Genomic DNA, 25,899 nt, shown 5'->3' with positions numbered 1-25,899 from the left:
CACCGGTACGTCCACAGCCCCCCGCCCGCGACGACATCGCCATCATCGGTCTCAGCGCCCGTTTCCCCCAGGCCGACAACCTCAGCGCCTACTGGCAGAACCTGCGCGCCGGACGCGAGAGCGTCACCGAGATCCCGGCCGATCGCTGGTCGCTGGACGGCTTTTACGAACCCGACCGCGAGCGCGCCGCCGCCGCCGGCCGCAGCTACAGCAAATGGGGTGGCTTCCTCGACGGGTTCGCCGACTTCGACCCGCTGTTCTTCGAGATCACCCCGAACGAGGCGCGCGACATGGACCCGCAGGAGCGGCTGTTCCTGCAGGAGGTGTGGAAGGCCCTCGAAAACGCCGGCTACACCCGGGCGCGGCTGCACACCACCACCGGCGGGCAGGTCGGTGTCTTCGTCGGCGTCACCCGCGCCGGGCACAACCTGTACGGCCCCGCACGCTGGCAGGCCGGCGACACCGCCTACCCGTTCACCTCGTTCGGCTCGATCGCCAACCGGGTGTCCTTCAAGCTCGACCTCAACGGGCCCAGCATGCCGATCGACACCATGTGCTCGTCGTCGCTGACCGCGCTGCACGAGGCCTGCGAGCACCTGCTGCGCGGCGACTGTGAGATGGCGCTGGCCGGCGGGGTCAACCTGTACCTGCACCCTTCGAGCTACGTGAACCTCTCCGCGTTGGGCATGCTCTCCGACGACGGGCGGTGCCACAGCTTCGGCGATGGCGGCAACGGCTTCGTCCCCGGCGAGGGCGTCGGCGCGCTGGTGCTCAAACGCCTCGCCGACGCCGAACGCGACGGCGACACCATCCACGCCGTCATCCGGGGTACCGCGATCAACCACGGCGGCGCCACCAACGGCTACACCGTGCCCAACCCGGTCGCGCAGGGCGAGGTCATCCGCAAGGCGCTGGACAAGGCCGGGGTGGACGCGCGCACCATCGGCTACATCGAAGCCCACGGCACCGGCACCGCGCTGGGCGACCCCATCGAGATCAACGGCCTTATCCGGGCGTTCGCCCCCGACGCGGTGCCCCCGCAGTCCTGCGCGCTCGGCTCGGTCAAGACCAACATCGGGCACGCCGAGGCCGCCGCCGGGATCGCCGGGGTCTGCAAGGTAATTCTGCAGCTGCAGCACGGCGAGCTGGTGCCCAGCCTGCACGCCGAGGCGGTGAACCCGCACCTGGACCTGGCGGCCACCCCGTTCCGGCTGCAGCAGACGGTGACGCCCTGGCCGGCGCAGCCGACGCCGCGCCGCGCCGGGGTGTCCTCGTTCGGCGCCGGTGGCGCCAACGCCCACGTAGTGCTGGAGGAATACCAGGCCACCGACGTACCGGCCGACGACACCACGGGACCGCAGATCGTGCTGCTGTCGGCCAAGGACGGCGACCGGCTGCAGGAGCGCATCCGCGACCTGCTGGGCTGGCTGGAGCAGAACGAGCATCACCCGGTACGGCTGGCCGACCTCGCCCACACCCTGCGCGTCGGACGCGAAGCCATGCCGGATCGCCTCGCCGTGGTGGTCACCTCGATCAACGAGCTGGTCGCGGCGCTGCGCGATCAGCTGAACCAGCCGGGTGGCAACGCGTTCCGCGGCCGGGCCGGCGTCCTGCCCGACGCCGAGGACCTGGCCGAACTGGCCGCGTCCTGGCTCGCCAAGGGCCACCACGCCAAGCTCGCCGGGGCCTGGGTGCGCGGGCTCGACATCGACTGGACCCCGCTGCAGCAGGGCCGGCACCGCATCGTCGCGCTGCCGGGCTACCCCTTCGCCCGCGAGCGCTACTGGATCGCCGAGGAACCGGTCGCCGGGGAACTGGACGCCCTGCTCGACGAGGTCATCGATGGCTACCTCAGCGAATCACTCGAGGCCGGCGCCGCCGCCGAGCGCCTGCGTACCTCGCTGAACACCGGCCGCCACAAGGAAATCGGGAGCCGCTGAACCGTGGACATCCGCATCGAGCAGGTTCTGCTGGACCTCAGGAACAACCGCATCAGCCGCGAGCAGGCCAAGCAATTGCTGGCCCGCCACGCCGGGGAACCGGCCGCACCGGGCACCTCGGACGAGCTGGTGACATTGCGCCCGGCCTGGCAGCACATCGCGGAACCCCAGCCTGCCACCGACGAGCGAGCCGTCATGGTGCTAACCGCGGGTGTTGAGCTGCCCGCGCACGAGCGGCTGATCACGCTGGACGCCGGGGCGGGGGAACTGGCCGCGCGCTACACCGCGCTGGCCGCGCAGACCCTCGACGCCGTCCAAGCTGTGGTCACCGCGGAGTCGCTGCCGCCGACCCTGGTGCAGCTGGTGTGCCCGGCCACCGGCGAGCAAGGCGTGTACCGGGGCCTGTCCGGCATCCTGGCCAGCGCCGCCCGCGAGAACCCGCGGCTGCAGGCCCAACTCGTGCTGGCGGACCCGGACGCGGGTACCGCAACCCTGGAACGCTGGCTGAGCGCGGCCCGCGCGATGCCGGAGGAGCCGGTGCTGCGCTGCGGGCCGGCCGGGATTGAGGCGCTGCGCTGGCCGGATCACCCGCTGCCGGGCGAGGCGGCGCTGCCCTGGAAGGAAGGCGGCGTCTACCTGCTCACCGGCGGCGCCGGAGGACTGGGCCGGCTGATCGCCGGGGAGATCTCCGCCTCGATGCGCCGGGCCACGGTGATCCTGACCGGCCGTTCCGCAGCGCGTTCCGAGGTGGCCGCGCTGCTCGCCCACCTCGGGCGCCCCGGCATCGAGGTGCGCTACCAGCAGGCCGACATCGCCGACGCCGACCAGGTCGATGCGCTGGTGGCGGGCGTCCGCGAGGCGTACGGCAGGATCGACGGCGTGGTGCACAGCGCCGGGGTGCACCAGGACAACTACGTGGTCCGTAAGAGCGCCGACGAGCTGCGAGGCGTGCTGGCGCCCAAGGTTGCCGGAACAGTGAACCTGGACGCGGCGACCCGGGAACTCGACCTGGACTTCTTCGTGCTGTTCTCCTCGGCGGCCGCGATCACGGGCAACGCCGGGCAGAGCGACTACGCGGCCGCCAACGCGTTCCTGGACGCGTTCGCCGAGTACCGCGACGGTGAGGTGGACGCGGGACGACGCTGTGGCCGTACCACATCGATCAATTGGCCGTTGTGGGCCGACGGCGGCATGAGCGTCGACGAGGACACCCGGCGGCTGCTGCGCGACGAGACCGGCATGACGCCGATGAGCACCACCGCCGGGCTGCACGCGCTGCGCGGGTGCCTCGCCGGGTCGTACCCCCAGGTGCTCGTGATGGCCGGGGACGGCACCGCCATCCGCCGTACCTTCCAGCGCAACACCCCGGCCACCTCGCGCGAGCAACTACTGCAGCGCCTGAAGCAGGTGTTCAGCAGCGTGACCGGTCTGCGCCCGGACCGCGTGGACGCCGACGCCCCGCTGGAGAGCTACGGCATCGACTCGGTGGTGGTGACCCGGCTCAATGCCCGCCTGGCCGAACCGTTTCCCGAGCTGTCCCGCGCCGCCCTGTACGAGCACCGCACGCTGGCTGCGCTCGCCGACCACCTGCTGCGCAACCACGCCGCGGCCTGCCAGGCCTGGACCGGCGCCACCCCCACCCCTGCCGCTACCGTTGTCTCCTCAAAACCCGCGCCGGTAACGGAAACCTTGCCAGGCGCGCAGCCGATCGCCATCGTCGGCATGAGCGGGCGCTTCCCGCAGGCCGCCACCATCGACGAGTACTGGGACAACTTGCTCGCCGGGCGCGACTGCGTCACCGAGATCCCCGCCGACCGCTGGCCCCTGGACGGCTTCTACCACCCGGACCGCGACACCGCTGTCGAGCGCGGGCTCAGCTACAGCAAGTGGGGTGGCTTCCTCGACGGATACGCCGACTTCGACCCGTTGTTCTTCGGCATCTCGCCGAAAGAGGCCATGGCCATGGACCCGCAGGAGCGGCTTTTCCTGCAGGAATCGTGGCGGGCGCTGGAGAACGCCGGCTACCCGCGGCGGCGCCGCACCGGCACCCGCGTCGGCGTGTTCGCCGGCATCTCGAAAACTGGTTTCGACCTGTACGGCCCCGAGCTGTGGCGCCGCCACGACAAACTGCACCCGCTCACCTCGTTTGCCTCCACCGCCAACCGGGTGTCCTATGTGCTCGACCTGCATGGCCCGAGCCTGCCCATCGACACCATGTGCTCGTCGTCGCTGAGCGCCGTGCACGAGGCCATGGAGAACCTGCGCCGCGGCGACTGCGACATGGCCGTGGTCGGCGGCGTCAACCTGTACCTGCACCCGTCGAACTACCGGCTCATGTCGAGCAAGCGGATGCTTTCCGATGACGGGCGGTGCCGCAGCTTCGGTGCCGGTGGCACCGGGTTCGTCCCTGGTGAGGGCGTCGCGGTGGTGGTGCTCAAGCGCCTTGGCGAGGCCGAACGCGACGGCGACCACGTCCACGCCGTCCTGCACGGCAGCAGCGTCAACCACGGCGGGCGTACCAACGGTTACACCGTGCCTGACCCGGCCGCGCAGGCCGAGGTGGTCCGCGTCGCCCTGCACCGCGGCGGCGTCCGGGCGCAGGACGTGAGCTACGTGGAGACCCACGGCACCGGCACCGCGCTGGGCGACCCCATCGAGATCGACGGGCTCACCCAGGTCTTCGGCGCCGGACCGGATTCGGAAGCGGCCTGCGCGGTGGGGTCGGCGAAGAGCAACATCGGGCACCTCGAGGCGGCGGCGGGTATCGCCGGGCTGATCAAGGTGGTGCTGCAGATGCGGCATCGCACGCTGGTGCCCAGCCTGCACGCCGACGAACTCAACCCGGACATCGACTTCACCCGTACGCCATTCCGGGTCAACCGGGAGGTGACCGCGTGGGAGCCGGCGGGCGGCACCCGCATCGCCGGGGTGTCCTCGTTCGGTGCCGGGGGCGCCAACGCGCACGTGGTGCTGGCCGAATACCCGCAGCCTGCCCCGGTGGCGGGGGAGCCGCACACCGAGGCGATCGTGCTGTCCGCCCGTGACCCGCAGCGCCTGCGCGAACGCGTGCAGGACCTGCTGGACGCGGTGCACCGGCACAGCCCCGAGCTGGCCGACCTGGCGTACACGTTGCAGGTCGGGCGCGAGGAAATGGAGTGCCGGCTGGCGTTCCCGGCTGCCTCGATCGCTGAGCTGAGCGGGGGGCTGCGGGCGTACCTGGATGGTCAAGCGGGTGAGGAACTGCGGGCCGGGCGGGGTGAGCTGGGCCGGGAGCTGCAGCGGTGGGCCGAGGGCTGGGCGGTGGACTGGTCGCGGGTGCGCGCTGGTCGTACCGGCCGGATCGTGTCCCTGCCCGGCTATCCGTTCGCCCGCGAGCGGCTGTGGCCGGCCGACCGGCTCACCACCACACCGGGAACACAGCTGCATCCGTTGCTGCACCACAACATTTCCGGGCTCGGCTCGGTGCGCATCGCCGCGGAGTTCACCGGCGACGAGTTCTTCCTGCACGACCACGTCGTCCGCGGGGAGCGGGTGCTGCCCGGCGTCGCCTACCTCGAAATGGCGCTGGCCGCGCTGGCCGCCTCGCTCGACGAGCCGCCCGCCGCGATCGCCGTGCGCAACGTCATCTGGGCGCACCCGCTCAAGGCCGGGCCGCAGCCGATCCGCGTGCACACCACGCTGTCCGGCGACCCGCTCACCTTCACCATCATCAGCGCCGACAGCGACGTCCCGCACAGCCGCGGCGTTGTCGAACCCCTCGCCGCCGTCAGCACCCCGCGGCTCGACCTCGATGCGCTGCACACCGCCTGCACCGCCGGGCGCCTCGACGCCGCCCAGTGCTACGAGCGTTTTGCCGGTCTCGGGCTGACCTATGGGCCGGCGCACCGCGGCATCGACAGCATCGACCTCGGCGACCGGCAGGTGCTCGCCCGGCTGCGGCTGCCCGAGGCCGTCGCGCCCGCCGCCGGTGAGTTCACGCTGCACCCGAGCATCCTCGACGCGGCACTGCAGGCCACGGCGGCGCTGCTCGACGGCGACGGGCTGCACCTGCCGTTCGCGTTGGACGAACTGGTCATCCATGGGCGGTGCCCGGCGTCGGCGTGGGCGTGGGTGCGCCCCGGCGGCGGGGACCGGCCCGGCGACGGGATCCGCAAACTCGACATCGACCTGTGCGGCGACGACGGCGTGGTGTGCTGCACGCTGCGCGGGTTCTCGGTGCGGGCGTACGAGCCGGGCGCCACAACACCGCGTCCCGCCCTGCCCGCGCAGCCGGTGCGCACGCCGGTGAGCCGGGCCGGGCGCTACCTCGCCGACCTGCTCGCCGCCGAACTCGAGCTGCCCGCCGAACGCGTCGACCCGGCTGCGGCGCTGGAGACGTACGGCATCGACTCGATCATGACGATGAACCTGACCAGCCGGTTGGAACAGGTCTTCGGCCCGCTGCCCAAAACCCTGTTCTACGAGTACCAGAGCCTCGACGCGCTCGCCGGGTACTTCGACCAGGCGCACGCCGACCGGCTGGCCGAGCTGCTCCCCGACACCTCGCCCGACGCACCCCGCCCGGCCGCGCAACCGGCGCCGGAACCCGAGCTGGGCACTGCGGCTCCCATCGCGATCATCGGGGTGGCCGGACGCTACCCGCAGGCGCCGGACCTGGACGCCTTCTGGGACAACCTGGTCGCTGGGCGCGACTGCATCACCGAGATCCCGGCTGAGCGGTGGGACCACACGCCGTACTTCACGCCCGACCGCGACGCCGACACCGGTACGTACACCAAGTGGGGCGGTTTCCTCGACGACGCCGACCGTTTCGACCCGCTGTTCTTCGCCATCGCCCCGCGCGAAGCCGAGTTCATGGATCCGCAGGAGCGGCTGTTCCTGCAGTGCGTGCACCAGACCTTCGAGGACGCCGGCTACACCCGGGCGGCGCTGCGCGGGCGTACCGGCGGCAATGTCGGGGTGTTCGCCGGGGTGATGTACGAGGAATACCAGCTGTACGGCGCGCAGGCGCAACAAGCCGGGCTCAACGCCACACTGTCGGGCAGCGCCTCGTCGATCGCGAACCGGGTGTCGTACCTGTATGACCTGCACGGCCCCAGCATGGCCATCGACACCATGTGCTCGTCGTCGCTGACCGCCCTGCACCTGGCCGTGCAGAGCCTGCGCACCGGCGGCTGCGAACTGGCCATCGCCGGTGGCGTCAACCTGTCGCTGCACCCCAACAAGTACCTCATGCTCGGCAGCGGCAAATATGCCTCCAGCAACGGGCGGTGCGCGAGCTTCGGCGCCGGCGGTGACGGCTACGTGCCCGGCGAAGGCGTCGGTGCGGTGCTGCTCAAGCCGCTGAACCGTGCGATTGCCGACGGCGACGTCATCCACGGCGTCATTCGCGCCACCGCTGTCAACCACGGCGGCAAGACCAACGGCTACTCGGTGCCCAACCCGGTCGCCCAGCAGGCCGTCATCACCCGGGCGCTCGGCGAGGCCGGCGTCGACCCGCGCGATGTCAGCTACCTCGAAGCCCACGGCACCGGTACGTCGCTGGGTGACCCGATCGAGCTGGCCGCGCTGACCAAGGCGTTCGCTGCGTCCACCGCCGACACCGGTTTCTGCGCGATCGGCTCGGTCAAGAGCACCATCGGGCACTGCGAAAGCGCCGCCGGTATCGCCGCGCTCACCAAGGTGCTGCTGCAGATGCGCCACGGTCAGCTCGTCGCGTCGCTGCACGCCGAAACCCTGAACCCGAACATCAACTTCACCGCCAGCCCGTTCGTGGTGCAGCGTGAGTTGGCACCGTGGCCGCGGCGGCGTACCGCGCAGGGCGACGAGGTTCCCCGCCTGGCCGGGCTGTCATCGTTCGGTGCGGGCGGCTCCAACGCCCACGTCATCGTGGAGGAATACCGGTCTACGCCCGCCACCCCTGCCGCCGTGGGTGAGCACGCATTCGTTTTCTCCGCGCGCACCGAACGCGACCTCGACACCCGCATCGAGCAGTTCCAAACCTGGCTGGGCACCCGCGGACCGGCCGACACCGACCTACCGGACATCGCCTATACCCTGCAGACCGGGCGCGAGGCGCTCACCCACCGGCGGGCCGTCATCGCCGCCACCGTCACCGACCTGCGCACCGAACTGGCCAACCCGGACAGCGGCTACCGGGGCAAGGCAGCCCCGCGCGGCGGCGACGCTTCCGGTAACCTGGACGAACTGGTCCGTGCGTGGGTGAACGGCGCCACCGTGGACTGGGCCCGGCGGTACGACTCCGCCCGCCGCCGGGTTTCGCTGCCCGGCTACCCGTTCCACGGCGAGCGGTACTGGCTCACCGACGACATCGCCGCCGCCCTGCGCGAACCCCGCGGTGCTGCCGTGCTGCACCCGCTGCTGCACGCCAACACCTCCAGCCTGACCAGGCAGCGGTTCACCTCCACCTGGACCGGCACCGAGTTCTTCCTCGCCGACCACCGGGTGCGCAAGGAGAAGGTGCTACCCGGGGCGGCCATCCTGGAAATGGCCAGGGCCGCCGTGCAGGCCTCGCTGGACGATGCGCAACCGGTCACCGTGCTGCGCGACATCGCCTGGACCCGCCCGGTGACCGCCGGGCCTGACGGTGTCACCGTGCACTTGGAACTCACCCCGGCCGGGCCCGGCGAGATCGCCTTCACCCTCACCGGTGCTTCGCCGTACGCTCAGGGCCGAGCCGTGCTGCCCGACGCCTCGGCTTCGGTGGACAGCGCCGGCCGGCATGACCTGGACGCGCTGCGGGCCGCCTGCAACGGCGGTGAACGCGACGCGGCGGACTGCTACGCGTCCCTCGCCGCGCACGGCATCGACTACGGGCCCGCTCACCAGGCGCTGCAGCGGCTCTGGACCGGCACCGGGCAGGCCCTCGCCCGGCTGCGGCTGCCGGCCCCGCTGTCGGGGACGCTGGGGACGTACCGGATCCATCCCAGCCTGCTCGACGCCGCTCTGCAGGCCTGCCTCGGGCTGCTGCCCGGCACCGACCCCGACCTGCTGCTGCCCTACGCCGTGGAGCGCGTCGAGGTGCTCGGCGCGGCCACCGAAACCATGTGGGCCTGGGTCCGCGACAGCGCCACCCCCGCCGGGCCCGGCAGCCGGGCCTTCGACATCGACCTGTGCGACGACACCGGCCGCCCGAGCATCCGGCTCACCGGCCTGCTGGCCCGCTCGGTCCAGCCCGCCGCCCGCGTGCGCGACGACGTCCTGGTGGCCACACCCCGCTGGATCCCAGCCGCGCCGCCCACCGGCACCGCCCAGCCCGCCCTCACCGTGGTGGCCGGGCTGCTCCCGATCGCCGCAGCGCTGCGCGACCAGGGCGAGCAACCCGTCCTGCTGAGCGCCGACGCGTCGTTCACCGGCCAGGCGCTGCACCTGCTCACGCTGATGCAGCGGACGCTCGCCGAGCGCACCCAGGACGACCTGCTCGTCCAGCTTGTGGTGGCCGGCGCCGGGGAGCAGTCCCTCGCGGCGGGGCTGGCCGGGGTGATCCGCAGCGCCCACCGGGAGAACCCGCGCGTGCGCAGCCAGCTCGTGCTCACCGACGCGGACGGCGATGCCGCGCTGACCGCCCGCCGGGTGATTGCCGACCGGGCGGCCCCCGGCGAGGACGTCATCCGCTCCCGCGGCGAGCAGCGCGAGGTGGCGCGCTGGCAGGAAACCGACCCGGAAGGTACGGCCACACGGCCCTACAAGGACGGCGGTACGTACCTGATCACCGGTGGCGCCGGGGGACTCGGCGCGCTGGTCGCCGCCGACATCGCTCGCAGCGCCCGGCGACCCGCCATCGTGCTGGCCGGGCGGCGCGCACCGGACGAGCAGGCCCGAGCCCTGCTCGCTCGCCTGGAGGGACTCGGGGCGCGGGCCTCGTACGAGCAAACCGACCTCACCCAGGTCGACGCCACAACCCGGCTCATCGACGCCATCCGCGCCACCCACGGGCGCCTCGACGGCATCCTGCACGCCGCCGGGATCCTGCGCGACAGCTTCGTGCTCAAGAAGTCCGCCGAGGACTTCGCCGCCGTGCTGGCCCCCAAGGTAACCGGCGCGCTGCACCTGGACGCCGCCACCCGCGAGTTCGACCTGGACTTCTTCGCCCTGTTCGCCTCGGTCGCCGGGGTGTTCGGCAACGTCGGGCAGGCCGACTACGCCGCCGCCAACGCGTTCCTCGACGCCTTCGCCCAGCACCGCAGCACCCTCGTCGCCCGTGGCGAACGACGCGGGCGCACGGTGTCGATCGACTGGCCACTGTGGGCCGACGGCGGCATGCAGGTCGATGCGGGCACCGAGCAGTCCCTGCGCGAGCAGCTCGGCCTGGTCCCGCTGGACCCGCACGCCGGTCTCGCCGTGCTGCACCGCGCGCTCACCGGCCCCGACCACCAGCTCGTCGTGCTCGGCGGGGACCGCGCCCGGCTGCGGACCACCGTGCTGGCCGGCCGCAGCCTCGAACGCGCCACCACCGTCGCTGCCGCAGGAGAAGAGCGCGCCGCGGCGTTCTTCAAGAAGGTCCTCGCCGGGGTCATCAAGCTGCCGGTGGCCCACATCGACACCGAGGTGCCGCTGGACGACTACGGCATCGACTCGGTGATGACGATGACCCTCACCCGGCGCCTCGAGGACAGCTTCGGCCCGTTGCCCAAGACCCTGTTTTTCGAGTACCGCACCGTCGCCGCCCTCACCCGCCACTTCCTGGCCGCCTACCCGCAGCGCATGCGCGAACTGGTACCCACCACTGAAACCACCCCGCGTCCGGCCGCCACAACCACGACAGTGGCACCCGCCTGGCGTACCCCCGAACGCCCGGCCCCCGCCGGTGCCGGCGACATCGCCATCATCGGCCTCGCCGGGCGCTACCCGCAGGCCCGCACCCTCGAGGAGTTCTGGCACAACCTGGCCACCGGCCGCGACTCGATCACCGAGATCCCGGCGTCGCGCTGGGACCACGGCCCGTGGGACACCGCCTCGGCCAGCCGCTGGGGTGGCTTCCTCGACGGCGCCTACGAATTTGACCCGCTGTTCTTCCACATCTCGCCCCGTGAAGCCGAAATCATGGACCCGCAGGAACGGCTGTTCCTGCAATGCGTGCACGACACCCTGGAAGACGCCGGCTACACCCGCGGCGGGCCGCACAGCCGCGGCAGCAACGTGCTCGGCGGCCGGGTCGGCGTGTTCGCCGGCGTCATGTACGAGGAATACCAGCTCCTCGGCGCCCGCGCGCAAGCCGCCGGGGACCCGCTCGCGCTGGCCGGCAACCCCGCCTCCATCGCCAACCGGGTATCGCACGCCTGCGACTTCACCGGCCCCAGCGTCAGCGTCGACACCATGTGCTCGTCCTCGCTGACCGCGATCCACCTGGCCTGCCGCAGCATCGCGTGGGGCGACTGCGACACCGCCATCGCCGGCGGCGTCAACCTGTCGCTGCACCCCAACAAGTATCTGCTGCTCAGTCAGGGCAACTTCCTGTCACCCACCGGCAGCTGCGCGAGCTTCGGCTCCGGCGGCGACGGCTACGTCCCCGGCGAGGGTGTGGGCGCGGTGCTTCTCAAGCCGCTGGAGAAGGCCATCGTCGACGGTGACCGGATCCACGCGGTCATCAAGGGCACTGCGGTCAACCACGGCGGGCGCAGCACCGGTTATGCCGTACCGGATCCGCGGGCGCAGGCCGAGGTGATCGGGTGGGCGTTGTCGGCCGCCGGGATCTCCGCGCGGGACGTGACCTACCTGGAAGCGCACGGCACCGGCACCGCGCTCGGTGACCCCATCGAGATCGCCGGGCTGGCCGCCGCGTTCCGCGAGCACACCGACGCCGACGGCTTTTGCGCCATCGGATCGGTGAAGAGCAACATCGGGCACTGCGAGAGCGCCGCGGGCATCGCGGGCCTGACCAAGGTGCTGCTGCAGATGCGGTACGGCCGCCTCGCCCCCTCCCTGCACACCGAAACCCTCAACCCCCACATCGACTTCACCGGTACGCCCTTCGTCGTCCAACGCGAACCCGCCGACTGGAACCCCGTCGCATCGGGCGCCCCGCGCATCGCCGGGCTCTCCTCCTTCGGCGCGGGCGGCGCCAACGCCCACATCGTCCTCGCCGAATACCAGCCCGCCCGCACCCCGGCCCCGCACATCACGGCCGGCCCGGCACTGGTGCCGCTGTCCGCGCGCACCGAGGACCAGCTCCGCGAGCGCGTGCAGAATCTCATCGACCGGCTCACCCACGCCGACGACCTCACCCTGGCCGGCGTCGCCTGGACCCTGCAGACCGGCCGGGAACCCCGCGAGGAACGCCTCGGCGTGCTCGCCGACACCCTCACCGACCTGACCACCAAACTCCGAAACTACCTGGACGGCAACGGCGACGACGTGCTGCGCGGCACGGTGAGCCGCGACCACGCCGCGCTGAGCGCCTTCGCCCCCGACGCCGACCTGGACGACACCATCCGCGCCTGGGCGCGCAAGGGCAAGCTACAGCGGCTGCTCGACCTGTGGGTCAACGGCGTGCAGGTGGACTGGAACCTGCTCTACGACGGCACCATCCCGCACCGGGTGGGACTGCCGGCGTACCCGTTTGCCCGCGAGCAATACCGCCCGGCCGGACCCGCCTCCATCGATGCACACCGCGGACTCGCCCGGCTGCACCCGCTCGTGCACGCCAACACCTCCGACTTCACCGAGCAGCGGTTCACCGCCGAGCACACCGGGCAGGAGCCGTTCCTGCGCGACCACACCGTCAACGGCACCGCACTGCTGCCCGCCGCCTGCTACCTCGAGATGACCGTCGCCGCCACCGCCCTGACCCGGCGCATCCCGGCCGGTCCGCAAGCCCCACTGCACCTGCACGACGTGACCCTGGCCCGTGCGTGGCGCGCCGGGGACGGACCGCTGCACATCGCCCTGCACCCGCACGACGACGGGACGATCGGCTTCCGGATCACCGGCGACGGACCCGACAGCGAGGAGATCACCTACGGCCGCGGATCCATCCGGTACGCCGCCCCGGCCCCCGAAACCGTGCTCGACCTCGCCGCGATCCGGGCGCAGTGCAGCACCTCGGTGCTCAGCGCAGACCAGTTCTACGAGCGGTACCGGGCAGCCGGGATCGCCTATGGGCCGGCGCACCGCGCGGTGCAGCGGCTGCACGTGGGCACCGGGCAGGCGCTCGCCGAGTTGCGGGTGCCCGGCGTCGTGGCGGACACCATCGGCGACTACACGCTGCACCCGAGCCTGCTCGACGCCGCCATTCAGGCCAGCGCGGGCGTGCTCGGCGAACGGGCCGGAAGCACCGCGGTGCCGTATGCCTTCGAGGAAGTGCTCGTGCTCGGTGCCTGCCGGCCCGAGATGCAGGCGTGGGTTCGGCGCACCGGTGACGACCGGGTGGATGTCGACCTGACCGATGAGCGGGGGGCTGTGGTCGTACGGCTGCGGGGGTTGACCTTCCGCGCCCCCGGCGACACCACTGCGCCGGCACCGGCCATGCTCGTGCCCCGCTGGGACGCCCAGCCGGTGAATGGCACCCCCGCCCCCGACGTGCGGCCCGTGGTCGTGGTGCCCGGGCGCCCCGACGTGGCCGCCGCCCTGCGGCACACCGGCCACGAGGTCGCCGAACTGACCTCGCCCGCCGCCGGGCTCGCCCAGCGCTACACCGACTACGCCGAGCAACTGCTCGACCGGCTCGCCACCACCTCACCGACCGGCACCGGCGGGCGCATCCTCTACCAGCTCGTGCTGCCCGGCGACCCGCCGGCCGCGCCGCTGACCGGGCTCGGCGCCATGCTGCGCACCGCCCACCTGGAGAACCCGGCCGTGCTGGGCCAGGTGATCGTGCTCGACCCCGCCGAACCCGTCAGCACCGCCAGCACCCGCGTCACCGAGAACCGCTCCCGGCCCGAGGACGAGGTCATCCGCTACGCCGGCGGCTGCCGCGAAGTGTCCTCGTGGACGTCGCAGCCCCCGCCGGAAACCGTGCCGCTGCCCTGGAAGGAATACGGCGTCTACCTGATCACCGGCGGGCTCGGCGGCCTCGGCCTGCTCGTGGCCCGCGAGATCACCGCGCAGGCCACCCACGCCTCCGTCGTGCTCATCGGGCGTTCCCCGCTCGACGCGGCCAAGCGGGCCCTGCTCGACGGGCTCGGCACCGAGGTCCGCTACGAGCAGGCCGACGTGGCCGACCGTGCCCAGGTCGACGCGTTCATCCAGCGGATGCTGCACGAGCACGGCCGCATCGACGGCATCGTGCACAGCGCCGGGCTGACCCGCGACGCCTTGATGGTCCACAAGCAACCGGCCGACCTGCGCGCGGTGCTGGCCCCCAAGGTCGCCGGGCTGCTCAACCTCGACCAGGCCACCTACGCCCTGCCGCTGGACTTCCTCGTCGCGTTCTCCTCCACCTCCGGCGCACACGGCAACGTCGGGCAGGCCGACTACGCCGCGGCGAACGCGTTCATGGACGCCTACCTCGCCCAGCGCCACGACCTGGTGGCCACCGGCGAACGCAGCGGGCACAGCGTGTCCATCAACTGGCCGCTGTGGGCCGACGGCGGCCTGCAGGTGCCCGCTGACACCCGTACCGTGCTGCGCAACCGTTACGGCATCGTGCCGCTGACCACCGGCGCCGGAATCGGTGCCCTGCGCGGCATCCTGTCGCTGCCCAGCCACCAGGTGCTCGTGCACACCAACGGTACCGCCCCCGCCGTGGCACCACCCGTGCTGACCCTCGACCGCCCGGCCGCCGATGTGGACGCGAACGCGGGGCTCGACGAGGCGGCCACACGCTACCTGCAGCAGGTGCTGGGCGACGCCGTCAAACTGCCCGCCGAACGCATCAACCCGCGCGCCGCGTTCGACACGTTCGGCATCGACTCGGTGCTGACCCTGTCCATGACCGACCGCCTGGAAAACGTGTTCGGGCCGCTGCCCAAAACCTTGTTCTTCGAGTTCCGCTCGGTCGCCGAACTGACCCGCTATTTCCTCGACCACCACCGTGACGCCCTGGCCGTCCTGCTGAACGGCAACCCGGTCCCCGACGCGCAACCCGCGCCCACCCCGGCGGTCCGCGAGTACCGCTTCGCCGCCGCCCCGCAACCCGCTTCCGCCGCCGGGCTCGACATCGCGATCGTGGGGCTGGCCGGGCGCTACCCGCAGGCCCGCACCCTTGAGGAGTTCTGGGACAACCTGTCCCGAGGCCGCGACAGCGTCACCGAGGTGCCCGCCGAGCGGTGGGACCACAGCCAGTTCTACGATCCCGACAAGGATGCGGGCGGGCGGACGTACCTCAAATGGGGTGGCTTCCTTGACGGCGTCGCCGAGTTCGACCCGCAGTTCTTCCGCATCTCCCCGCGCGAAGCCGAACTCATGGACCCGCAGGAACGGCTGTTCCTGCAATGCGTTCAGGAAACCCTCGACGATGCCGGCTACCCGCCCGCCCGGCTCAACCGCAACGGCACCCGCGTCGGGGTGTTCGCCGGGGTGATGTACGAGGAATACCAGCTGCACGGCGTGCGCGAACAACTGCTCGGCACCCCGATCGCGTTGTCCGGCAACGCCTCCTCGGTAGCCAACCGGGTGTCGTACTTCTTCGACTTCACCGGCCCCAGCCTCAGCGTCGACACCATGTGCTCGTCCTCGTTGACCGCGATCCACCTGGCCTGCCAGAGCATCCGCACCGGCGCCTGCGAGGCAGCGATCGCCGGTGGCGTGAACCTGAGCGTGCACCCCAACAAGTACCTCATGCTCGGGCAGGGCCGCTTCGCCTCCAGCACCGGGCAGTGCGCGAGTTTCGGCTCCGGCGGCGACGGCTACGTGCCCGGCGAGGGCGTCGGCGCGGTGCTGCTCAAACCCCTAGAGAAGGCCATCGCCGACGGCGACCGGATCCAGGGCGTCATCAAAGGCGCGGCGATCAGCCACGGCGGGCGCACCAATGGCTACACCGTGCCCAGCCCGCAAGCCCAGGCGAAAGTCATCACCGCCGCCTGGCAACAGGCCGCCATCGACCCCGCCCGGATCAGCTACATCGAGGCCCACGGCACCGGCACCACCCTCGGCGACCCCATCGAGATCGCCGGACTGAGCGCAGCCTTCGGCGAGCACACCGGCGCTTCCTGCGCGATCGGCTCGGTCAAGAGCAACATCGGGCACTGCGAGAGCGCCGCCGGCATCGCCGGACTGACCAAGATTCTCCTGCAGATCCGGTACGGCCAGATCGCGCCCTCCCTGCATTCCCAGCACCTCAACCCGCACATCGACTTCGCCCGGACGCCGTTCTGCGTCCCGCAGACGCTGACCCCCTGGCAGCCGCCCGGCACTCAGCCCCGCCTGGCCGGCCTGTCCTCGTTCGGGGCCGGCGGGTCGAACGCCCACCTGGTCGTGGAGGAATACGTGGCACCCCCAGCACACCCCGAGACAGCCCACGAGTCGGTGGCGATCGTCCTGTCCGCCCGCGACGAGGACCGGCTGCGGGCACAGGCCACCGATCTGGCGCGCTCGCTTGGCGAAACCGGTGACCTCACGGCCATTGCCGCGACGCTGCAGACCGGCCGCGAGGCGATGCGCGAACGGCTGGGTTTCACCGCGACAACCCTGACCGAGGTACGCGACCAGCTCGCCAATTTCCTCGCCGGCCGCGACACCACCGTCGTGCGGGGCCGGGCCGGCGACGACAACGCCGCCGTATCCGCCGCATGGCTGCGCGAGCACCGCTGGACCGAAATCCTGCACGCCTGGGTCGCCGGTGCGGACGTCGACTGGGACGCCGCCTACCCCGGCGGCCGCCCCCGCCCGGTCGCGCTGCCCAGCTACCCCTTCGCCCGCGACCGCTACTGGATCACCCCGTCCACCCCCACCGACGTGCAGGTGTTCCAGGAGCACTGGCAACCCGAACCCCTGCCCGCCAACCGCCAGCCCGCCTTCCGCAAGGTCCTCCGCATCAGCGACGACCCGGCACTGGGCGAGCACCTGACCGGCGCCGACCTCACCCGGGCCCTCACCGCCGCCCCCATCGACGCAGTCGTGTACGCCGTGTCCGGCCCGGTCGGCGCGCACACCCAGCTCGACGTGCTGCACCTGCTGCAGGCCATCGCTGAGTCCGGCCCCGGGGTGCGCCGGGTGCTGCTGTCCGGCGTTTTCCGCACCCCGCTGGACCAGGCGTACCTCGAATCGTGGGCCGGCTTCCAGCGCTCGTTGCCCAACGCCCTGCCCACCGTGCCGGCCGGAGTGGTCCTGGAGGACGCGAGCACCGACCCGGCCGGACGGGCCGCACGGCTGCGCGAGGAGCTGAGCGTCGCCGAGCCGCAGACCGTGTTGTACCGGGCCGGGGTCCGCCACGTCAGTCAGTTGCAGCCGACCATTCCGGCAGCTGCCCGCGACGTGCTGCGCGCCGGGGGTACGTACCTGGTCACCGGGGGCCTGGGCGGTCTCGGGCTCGTGGTGGCCGGCCACCTTGCGCGGACGTACCGGGCGCGGCTGGTGCTGACCGGACGCTCCCCGCTGGACCCGGCTCGCAGCGCGGCGATCGAGCGGCTGAAGTCGCTGGGGGCGCAGGTGCTCTACGGCGAGGCTGACGTGACCGACGCTGCGGCCATGCGTGGGGTTCTGGGCGCGGCGCGTGAGCGGTTCGGGTCGGTGCACGGGGTCATCCACGCGGCGGGGGCCCCGGCCGAGGGCACCCTGCGCACGCTCGACGCTGATGCCTTTGAGCGCCAGGTTGCTGCCAAGGTGCGGGGCACGCTTGTTCTCGACGAGGTGCTGGGGGATGAGCCGCTGGACTTCGTCAGCTATTTCTCGTCCGTGTCGGCTGTGCTGGGTGACTTCGGCAGTTGCGCCTATGCCGTGGGGAACCGGTTCCAGACCAGCTACGCCCGGCTGCGGGGCACTCCCGCCGTGGCCATCAACTGGCCACTGTGGCGCGACGGCGGGATGGGTTTCGGGGATCCTCAGCAGACCGAGACGTACCTGGCCGCCAGCGGGCAGCGGCTGCTGGAAACGGGGGAGGGGCTCGCGCTGTTCGAGCGCTTCCTCGGGGGCGGTTCGGCTCAGCAGATGGTGCTGACGGGCCGGACCTCGCCGTCGGCTCCGGATGCCCCACCTTCCTCCGAGCCGGTCGTGGTGGACAGCGTGGTCGCGCGGATCAAGGAGGTGATCGCTGAGCTGCTGCGGCTGCCGGTCACCAAGGTGTACGCCGACGAAAGCCTGACCGACCTTGGCTTCGACTCGATCGCGCTGGCCCGCCTGGCCCAGCGGCTGAGCGAGCGCTTCGGCTTCCCGGTTCTGCCGCCGGTGTTCTTCGTGCACCCCACCGTGCAGAAGCTCGCCGAGTATTTCGTCGCTGAGCACGGCCCTGCCCTGACGCCCACGGCTCCGCCCGTCTCGCCCGTCGCTGCCGTCAGCGAGCCGGCCCCGCCCGCCGCCGGGCTGGAGCCGGTGGCTGAACGGGAGCCGGCGGCCGGGCCGGAGCCGATCGCCATTATTGGGATGAGCGGGCGGTTTCCCGCCGCGCGCACGGTTGACGAGCTGTGGGACATCCTGGTGCAGGGCCGTGACGCCCTCAGCCCGGTGCCTGAGCAGCGCCGCGCCGACTGGGGCAAGCTGGCCCAGTCCGATGATCCGGCCGTGCGCTGCGGGTTCGTGCCGGGGGTGGCCGAGTTCGACCCGGCCTTCTTCGAGATCTCACCGCGTGAGGCGCGCACCATGGATCCCCGGCAGCGGCTGCTGCTGCAGGAATCGTGGCGGGCGCTGGAGAACGCCGGCTACGGCCCGCGTCAGGTGGGCGGCGAGCGCATCGGGATGTTCGTCGGGGCCGAGCAAGGGGATTACCCGCACCTGACCGCCGGCGAGGGCACCATCACCGCGCAGCACGACGGCATCCTCGCCGCCCGGCTGGCCTACTTCCTCAACTTCTCCGGCCCGGTGCTGACCGTCAACACCGCCTGCTCCTCCGGGCTTGCCGCAGCGCACCAGGCCTGCCTGAGCCTGCGCAACGACGAATGCGACGCCGCCGTGGTTGCCGGGGTCAACCTGGCCACCACCGAGCATGTGTACGCCGGCACCCGCGACGCCGGAATGCTCTCCGAAGACGGCGTGTGCTACGCCTTCGACGCCCGGGCGAACGGCATGGTGCTCGGCGAGGCGGTGGCCGTCGTGGTGGTCAAGCGCCTCTCCCGCGCGATGGCCGACGGTGACACCGTCCTGGCCGTTATCCGGGGCAGCGGCATGAACTACGACGGTCGGACCAACGGGATCACCGCCCCCAACGGCGCCGCGCAGGCCGAGCTGTACCGCGAGGTGTACGCCCGGCACGACATCGACACCGCCCGGCTGGGTCACATCGTCGCGCACGGCACCGGCACCCGGCTCGGGGACCCGGTGGAGGTGAACGCGCTCGACGAGGTGCTCGGCGAGCGGGGGCGTCCGGCCGGTGCGTGCGCGCTGACGTCGACCAAGCCGAACGTGGGGCACACCCTGGCCGCCTCGGGGGTGGTCAGCCTGATCGCGCTTGTGCAGTCGGTGCGGCACGGGGTGATTCCGGTGGGAGTGCACTGCGAGCAGCGCAGCGATTACATCGACTGGGGGCGCAGTGCTGTGGGCGTGCCGGAATCCACGCGATCCTGGCCTGAGGACGCCTCGGGACGGCGGCTGGGCGCTGTCAGTTCCTTCGGGATGACCGGCACCAACGTGCACATGGTCGTGGAAAGCTACCCCGCTCCTGCGGCCGCGACTGCCGGCACGTCCGCCCACTTGCTGGTGCTGTCCGCGAAGACCGCGTCCGCGTTGCGGCAGCGGGCAGCCGAGCTGGCGGAGGCGTTGGGCGACACCACGCTGGACCTCGCGGACGTCAGCTGGACGCTGCTCGACGGCCGCCACCACTTCGCCCACCGGTACGCCATCGTCGCCGCCGACCGTGCCGAAGCGCTGGACGCCCTGCAAGCAGCGGCTCAGGGCACTGCATATCCGGCGGTGCGGCACGGCGAGGCACCCCGGGAGCCGGCAGATCGCGCGTCGCTCACCGAGCGCGCCGCGCGGATACAACCGCCGCAATCCTTCCTCCCCGAGCTGGCCGAGCTGTATTGCGCCGGAGCCGAGCCGCAGTGGCCGGCCCTGTTCACCGACCCGAGGACTGTCGCGTTGCCCGGTTACCCCTTCCAACGCCGCGAATACTGGGCCACCCGGCCGACCGCCGAGCCCACCGCCGAGCCCGTCCCGCCGGTTCCGTTGGCGGCCGTGGAGTCCCGGCAGGTGGTTCTCGCGGGCCCGGCTGCGGCCGCGGTGAGCGTGCCCCCGACGGTGTCCAAGCCGAGCGGTGTGGTCCTCGCCGGGCTGGGCGCCTCTCCTGAGAACAACAGCACCCCTCCTGAGAACAACAGCACCCCTCCCGAGAACAGCAGCACCCCTCCCGAGAACAGCAGCGCGCTCGCTCAAGAGTTGCGCAGCAGCCTCGCCGAGGTGCTGGACGTCGCCCCCGACGAGATCGACCCCCGGCGCAGCTTCCTCGAACAGGGCCTGGATTCCATCGTGGGCGTCGAGTGGGTCAAGACCCTCAACAAGAGGTACGGCCTCACCCTCGCCGCCACCCGCCTGTACGACCACCCCACCCTGACCGCCCTCGCCGAGGTCATCCGCGCCAGCACACCCGCGACCGCACAACCCGCACCCGCACCAGAGACGCCCAGCCGCCCGCGAGCCGACCTGATCACGCAACTCAAGACCAGCCTCGCCGAGGTGCTGGACGTCGCTCCGGACGAGATCGACCCCCGGCGCAGCTTCCTCGAACAGGGCCTGGACTCCATCGTCGGCGTCGAGTGGGTCAAAACCCTCAACAAGATCTACGGCACCACCCTGACCGCCACCGGCCTGTACGACCACGCCACCATCACCGACCTCGCCGCGCACCTGGACGGCCGGCTCGCAGCCGCCGCCCCCGTCGAAGCAGCCGCCACCCCCGCCCCGGTCGAGAAGGCCGCGGAGGAGTCCATCGCCATCATCGGCATGTCCGGCCGCTACCCGGAAGCCGCCGACCTTGCCACCTTCTGGGACAACCTGCGCGAGGGCCGCGACTGCGTACGGGAAATCCCCGCCGAACGCTGGGACACCGGCCGCTACTACGACCCCCAGCCGCAGCAGAAGGGCCGCACCACCAGCAAGTGGCTGGGCGTGCTCGACGACGCCGACCGCTTCGACCCGTTGTTCTTCAACATCTCCCCGGCCGAAGCCGAAGGCCTGGACCCGCAGCACCGGCTCTTCCTGGAAGAGGCGTACCGCGCGTTCGAGGATGCCGGCTACGACCCGCAGTCGCTGAGCGCCCGCAAATGCGGCGTCTACCTGGGCATCAGCGGCAGCGAGTACGGCCTGCTCATGCACGACGCCAGCACCGAGGTCAACGGCGCGACCAGCGGCAGCAACGCCATCGCGGCGGCCCGCATCGCCTACTACGCCAACCTCAAGGGTCCGGCCCTGGCAATCGACACCGCCTGCTCCTCGTCGCTGGTGGCCCTGCACCTGGCCCGCCAGGCCCTGCTGCACGGCGAGATCGACCTCGCACTGGTCGGCGGCGTGTCGCTGTACCTGTTGCCAGAGACCTACATCGGCATGTCCGAGGCGGGCATGCTCTCGCCCGAGGGCAAATGCAAGGCGTTCGACAACAGCGCCGACGGGTTCGTGCCGGGCGAGGGCGTGGGCGCGCTGGTGCTCAAGCGGCTCAGCGACGCCGAAGCCGACCACGACCACATCCACGGCGTAGTGGTCGCCTCGGGCATCAACCAGGACGGGCGCACCAATGGCATCACAGCACCGAGCGCGGCCAGCCAGACCGAGCTGCTGAGCGAGGTGTACGAGCGCCACGGCATCGACCCGGGCACCATCGGCTACGTCGAAATGCACGGCACCGGTACGAAACTCGGCGATCCGATCGAGCTGAGTGCGCTGGCCACCGTCTACCGCGAGCACGGTGTCGCCGACGGCGCCTGTGCCATCGGCTCGGTGAAGTCCAACATCGGGCATACGTCCGCCGCAGCCGGGGTCGCCGGAGTGCACAAGGCGTTGTTCAGCCTGCACGAGGGCATGCTGGTGCCGAGCCTGCACTTCCGGTCACCCAACGAGCACTTCGACTTCGTCCGGTCCCCGCTGCGGGTGAGCACCCGGGTCGAACCATGGACGCCGAGCGGCGCCCACCCGGTGCGCCGCGCTGCGGTCAGCTCGTTTGGGTTCAGCGGCACCAACGCCCACATCGTGCTCGACGAGTACCGTCCGCGCCGCAACCCGGACCAGCGTTCCGCCGCCGCGCCCGGTGTGGTGGTGCTGTCGGCCCGCACCGAGCCGCAACTACGCGCGGCAGCCGAGCGGCTCGCGGACTTCGCCGCCCACGCCACCGCCCTGGACACCGGCGACCTGACGTACACCCTGCAGGTCGGCCGCGAGGCGATGCCGTACCGGCTGGCCTTCGTCGCCGCGTCCACCGCCGAGGTGGTGACCACGCTGCAGGACTACCTGGCCGGGCGCGGCAGCGCGGTGGTCGAGGGCCGGGCCACCGGCGACGAACCGGCCTGGGCCGAGGCCGGCGAGCCCGACCGCTCGGCCGTCCGGAACCTGGCCCGCGCCGGTGACCTCGCCGGGCTGGCCCGCGCCTGGGTGTCCGGGCGGCCCGTCGACTGGACCCTGCTGCACACCGACCGGCCGGTGCGGCGCATCCCGCTGCCCACCTACCCGTTCGCGCGGGAGGCGTACTGGGCCGGTTCCCGCCAGCCGCGCACAGCCCCGGCGCCGGTGCTGCATCCGTTGGTCCACCGCAACATCTCCGGCTTCACCGGCCCCCGCTTCGCCACCGCGTTCACCGGCACCGAGGTGTTCCTGCGCGACCACCAGGTGCACGCGACGGCGACGATGCCCGCGGTGGCGTACCTGGAAATGGCCCTTGCCGCAGCCACCCACGCCGACGGCAGCACGCCGCACCCGAGCGTCACCTTCACCGACGTGGCGTGGGTTCGGCCACTCGCCGGCGCCGACCTCAGCACCGGCATCCACATCAGCGTGACGCAGGAGCCCTCCGGGCGGGTGCGCTTCGAAGTCGGCACGTTCGCCGAAGGGTTCCTCGCTCTGGGCACGGCCGGCGCCCCCTCCACCGTCGACGTGGACGCCCTGCTGGCTGCCTGCACCGGCGACACCCTGGACGGTGACGCCTTCTACACCGCGTTCGCCGCCGCGGGACTCGACTACGGCCCGTTCTACCGCGGCGTCGAGCGGGTGCACCTGGGCGCCGGGCAGGCCCTCGCCCGCCTGAGCGCCCCGGCCCCCGCGGACGGCCTGACGCTGCACCCCGGGGTCCTCGACGCCGCCCTGCAGACCGTGCTGGCCCTGATGACCGGCGAGGCGGCGCAAACCTACCTGCCGTTCTCCGCCGGCCGCATCGAGGTGCACGCTGAGATCACCGGGGCCGCCTGGGCTTGGGTCCGCCGCGCCACCGGCTCCGGTCACCGGTTCGATGTGGACATCTGCGGGCCGGACGGCACGGTGCTGGCCAGCCTGCGCGACTTCGCCCTGCGCGCCGCGTCAACCGCCACCGGCGTGGTCATGGCCCGCCCCCAGTGGCAGCCCGAGGCGGTACGCGGACCGGTCGTCCCGGGCCGCCGGGTGATCCGCATCGCCACTCCGCACACCGTTCCGGCCGCAAGCCCGGACGCCGAACTGCACCTGCTCGCCTCCACCGCCGACCACGCCGACGTGCGCTACCGCGACCACGCGGCGCAGGTGCTGGGCATGGTGCAAGAACTGCTGCGCAACCCGGACCCCTCCAACGTCGTCGTGCAGCTGGTGCTCCCGGCGACCGGGCCGGACCACCTCGACGCCGGGCTGGCCGCGCTGCTGGGCAGCGCCGGACAGGAGAACCCCAAGCTGCTCGCCCAGATGGTGCTGACCGAACCCGGCACAGCTCCCGCGATCCTGCGCGAACACCTGGATGCCGACTTGACCGGTACGCCGGAGCCGGCCGTGCGCTACACCCACGGACAGCGGGCCGTGCTGCGCTGGACCGAAACCGGTACCGACGCCGCCGGGTCACCGTGGAAGGCGGGCGGGGTCTACCTCATCACCGGTGGGCTCGGTGCGCTGGGCCGCATCTTCGCCACCGAGATCGCCGCGCAAACCCATGACGCCACCATCGTGCTCACCGGCCGCGTCCCCGAAACCGCTGCGGCACACCAGTTCCTGGCCGGCCTGCGCGACACCGGAGCCCGCTCCCTGTACGTCCAGGCCGACATCACCGACCGCAACCAGGTGAACCGGCTGATCGCGGACGTGCTGGCCGACGCCGGGCACCTCAACGGCGTCCTGCACGCCGCCGGTGTCCTGCGCGACGACTTCATCCTCCGTAAGAGCGCTGCCGACCTCGACGCCGTGCTGGCGCCCAAGGTCAGCGGCATCGTGCACCTCGACGAGGCCACCCGCGACGTGGACCTGGACTTCTTTGCCGCGTTCTCCTCCGGAGCCGGCGTCGGCGGTAACGCGGGCCAGGCCGACTACGCAGCCGCCAACGGCTTCCTGGACGCCTACGCCGCCGAGCGCGCCGGCCGCCGGCCCGGTCGCAGCCTGTCCATCAACTGGCCGCTGTGGGCCGATGGCGGCATGCAACCCGACCCGGCCACCCGCCGGCAATGGCAGGACCGGCTCGGCGTCACCTCGCTGGACCGGGCCGCCGGACTGGCGGCGTTCGCCCGAGCCGTCCACTCCGGCCACCCGCAGGTGCTGGTGGCCGCGGGCGACCCGGCGCGGATCAGGCAGAGCCTCGAACACCCCGGCACCGAGGAGAACACAGCGGGGGCAGACCAGACGGCGATGGGATCGCCAGCCGCGGACGGCCCACCCGACGGCGCGGTCACCCGGATCCGGGCACTGCTGGCCGGGGTGCTCAAGATGCCCGTCCAGCGCATCGAAACCGACGTCCCGCTGGAGCAGTACGGCATCAACTCGGTGGTCGCGTTGAGCATGACCGCCAAACTCGAGGAGGTCTTCGGCCGCCTGCCCAAGACCCTGTTCTTCGAGTACCGCACGATCGAGGAACTCACCGGCTACTTCCACACCGCCCACCCGGCGACGCTACGCACCCTCGCCGGAGTGCCCGCCACGGTGACATCGGCTGCGGTGGCGCCCGCCGTCATCCCCGCAGCCCCCGCGGTGATCGAGGAGCGTGGCCGTACCGGTGATATTGCCATCATCGGCGTCGCCGGACGCTACCCGCAGGCGCGCAATCTGCGGGAGTTCTGGGACAACCTGGCCGCCGGACGCGACAGCATCACCGAAGTCCCGCAGGACCGCTGGGATCACGCCCGGTTCTCCGGTGAGACGTACTGCAAGTGGGGCGGCTTCCTGGACGACGTGGACCGCTTCGACCCGTTGTTCTTCCGCATCTCCCCGCGCGAAGCCGAGATCACCGACCCGCAGGAGCGGCTGTTCCTGCAGTGCGTCTACGAAACGCTGCAGGACGCCGGATACACCCCCGGCCAGCTACCCGGCACGGGTGTGTTCGCCGGCTCGATGTACGACGAATACCAGCTGCACGGCACCACCGAGGCCGGCAAACCGGTGCCCGGCAACGCCGCGTCGATCGCGAACCGGGTGTCGTACTTCTGCGACTGGCACGGCCCCAGCCTCACCGTCAAGACGATGTGCTCGTCGTCGCTGACCGCCCTGCACCTGGCCGTGCAAAGCCTGCGGACCGGCGACTGCGAGACCGCCGTGGCCGGTGGCGTCAACCTGTCGCTGCACCCCAGCAAGTACGTGCTGCTCGGACAGAGCAAGTTCGCCTCCAGCAAGGGCATGTGCGAGAGCTTCGGCCGCGGCGGCGACGGCTACGTACCCGGAGAGGGCGTCGGCGCGGTGCTGCTCAAGCCCCTGGAACGGGCGATCGCCGACGAGGACCGGATCTACGGGATCATCAAGGCCACAGCGGTCAACCACGGCGGACGTACCA

General features: G+C 71.9%; 2 protein-coding genes (1 of these 2 only partly in view). Both read left to right on the top strand.

The window, feature by feature from the left end:
- Window positions 1-1,940, top strand: a 1,940-nt coding sequence (locus tag TFC3_RS12000; RefSeq protein ID WP_161952583.1) for a type I polyketide synthase, incomplete at its 5' end; no start/stop codon positions are given.
- Between the two features lie 3 nt (window positions 1,941-1,943).
- On the top strand, window positions 1,944-25,899 hold the 5' portion of the coding sequence (locus TFC3_RS36955) for an SDR family NAD(P)-dependent oxidoreductase (RefSeq protein WP_067499197.1). The gene runs 5,018 nt beyond the window's last position; the window shows 23,956 of its 28,974 coding nt (coding positions 1-23,956); its start codon is at window positions 1,944-1,946; the stop codon falls past the right edge of the window.

The sequence above is a fragment of the Actinoplanes sp. TFC3 genome (assembly GCF_001553785.1).
GTDB lineage: Bacteria > Actinomycetota > Actinomycetes > Mycobacteriales > Micromonosporaceae > Actinoplanes.
Note: the sequence above shows the minus strand (reverse complement) of the source record. Positions and strands in the feature narration are given on the sequence as shown.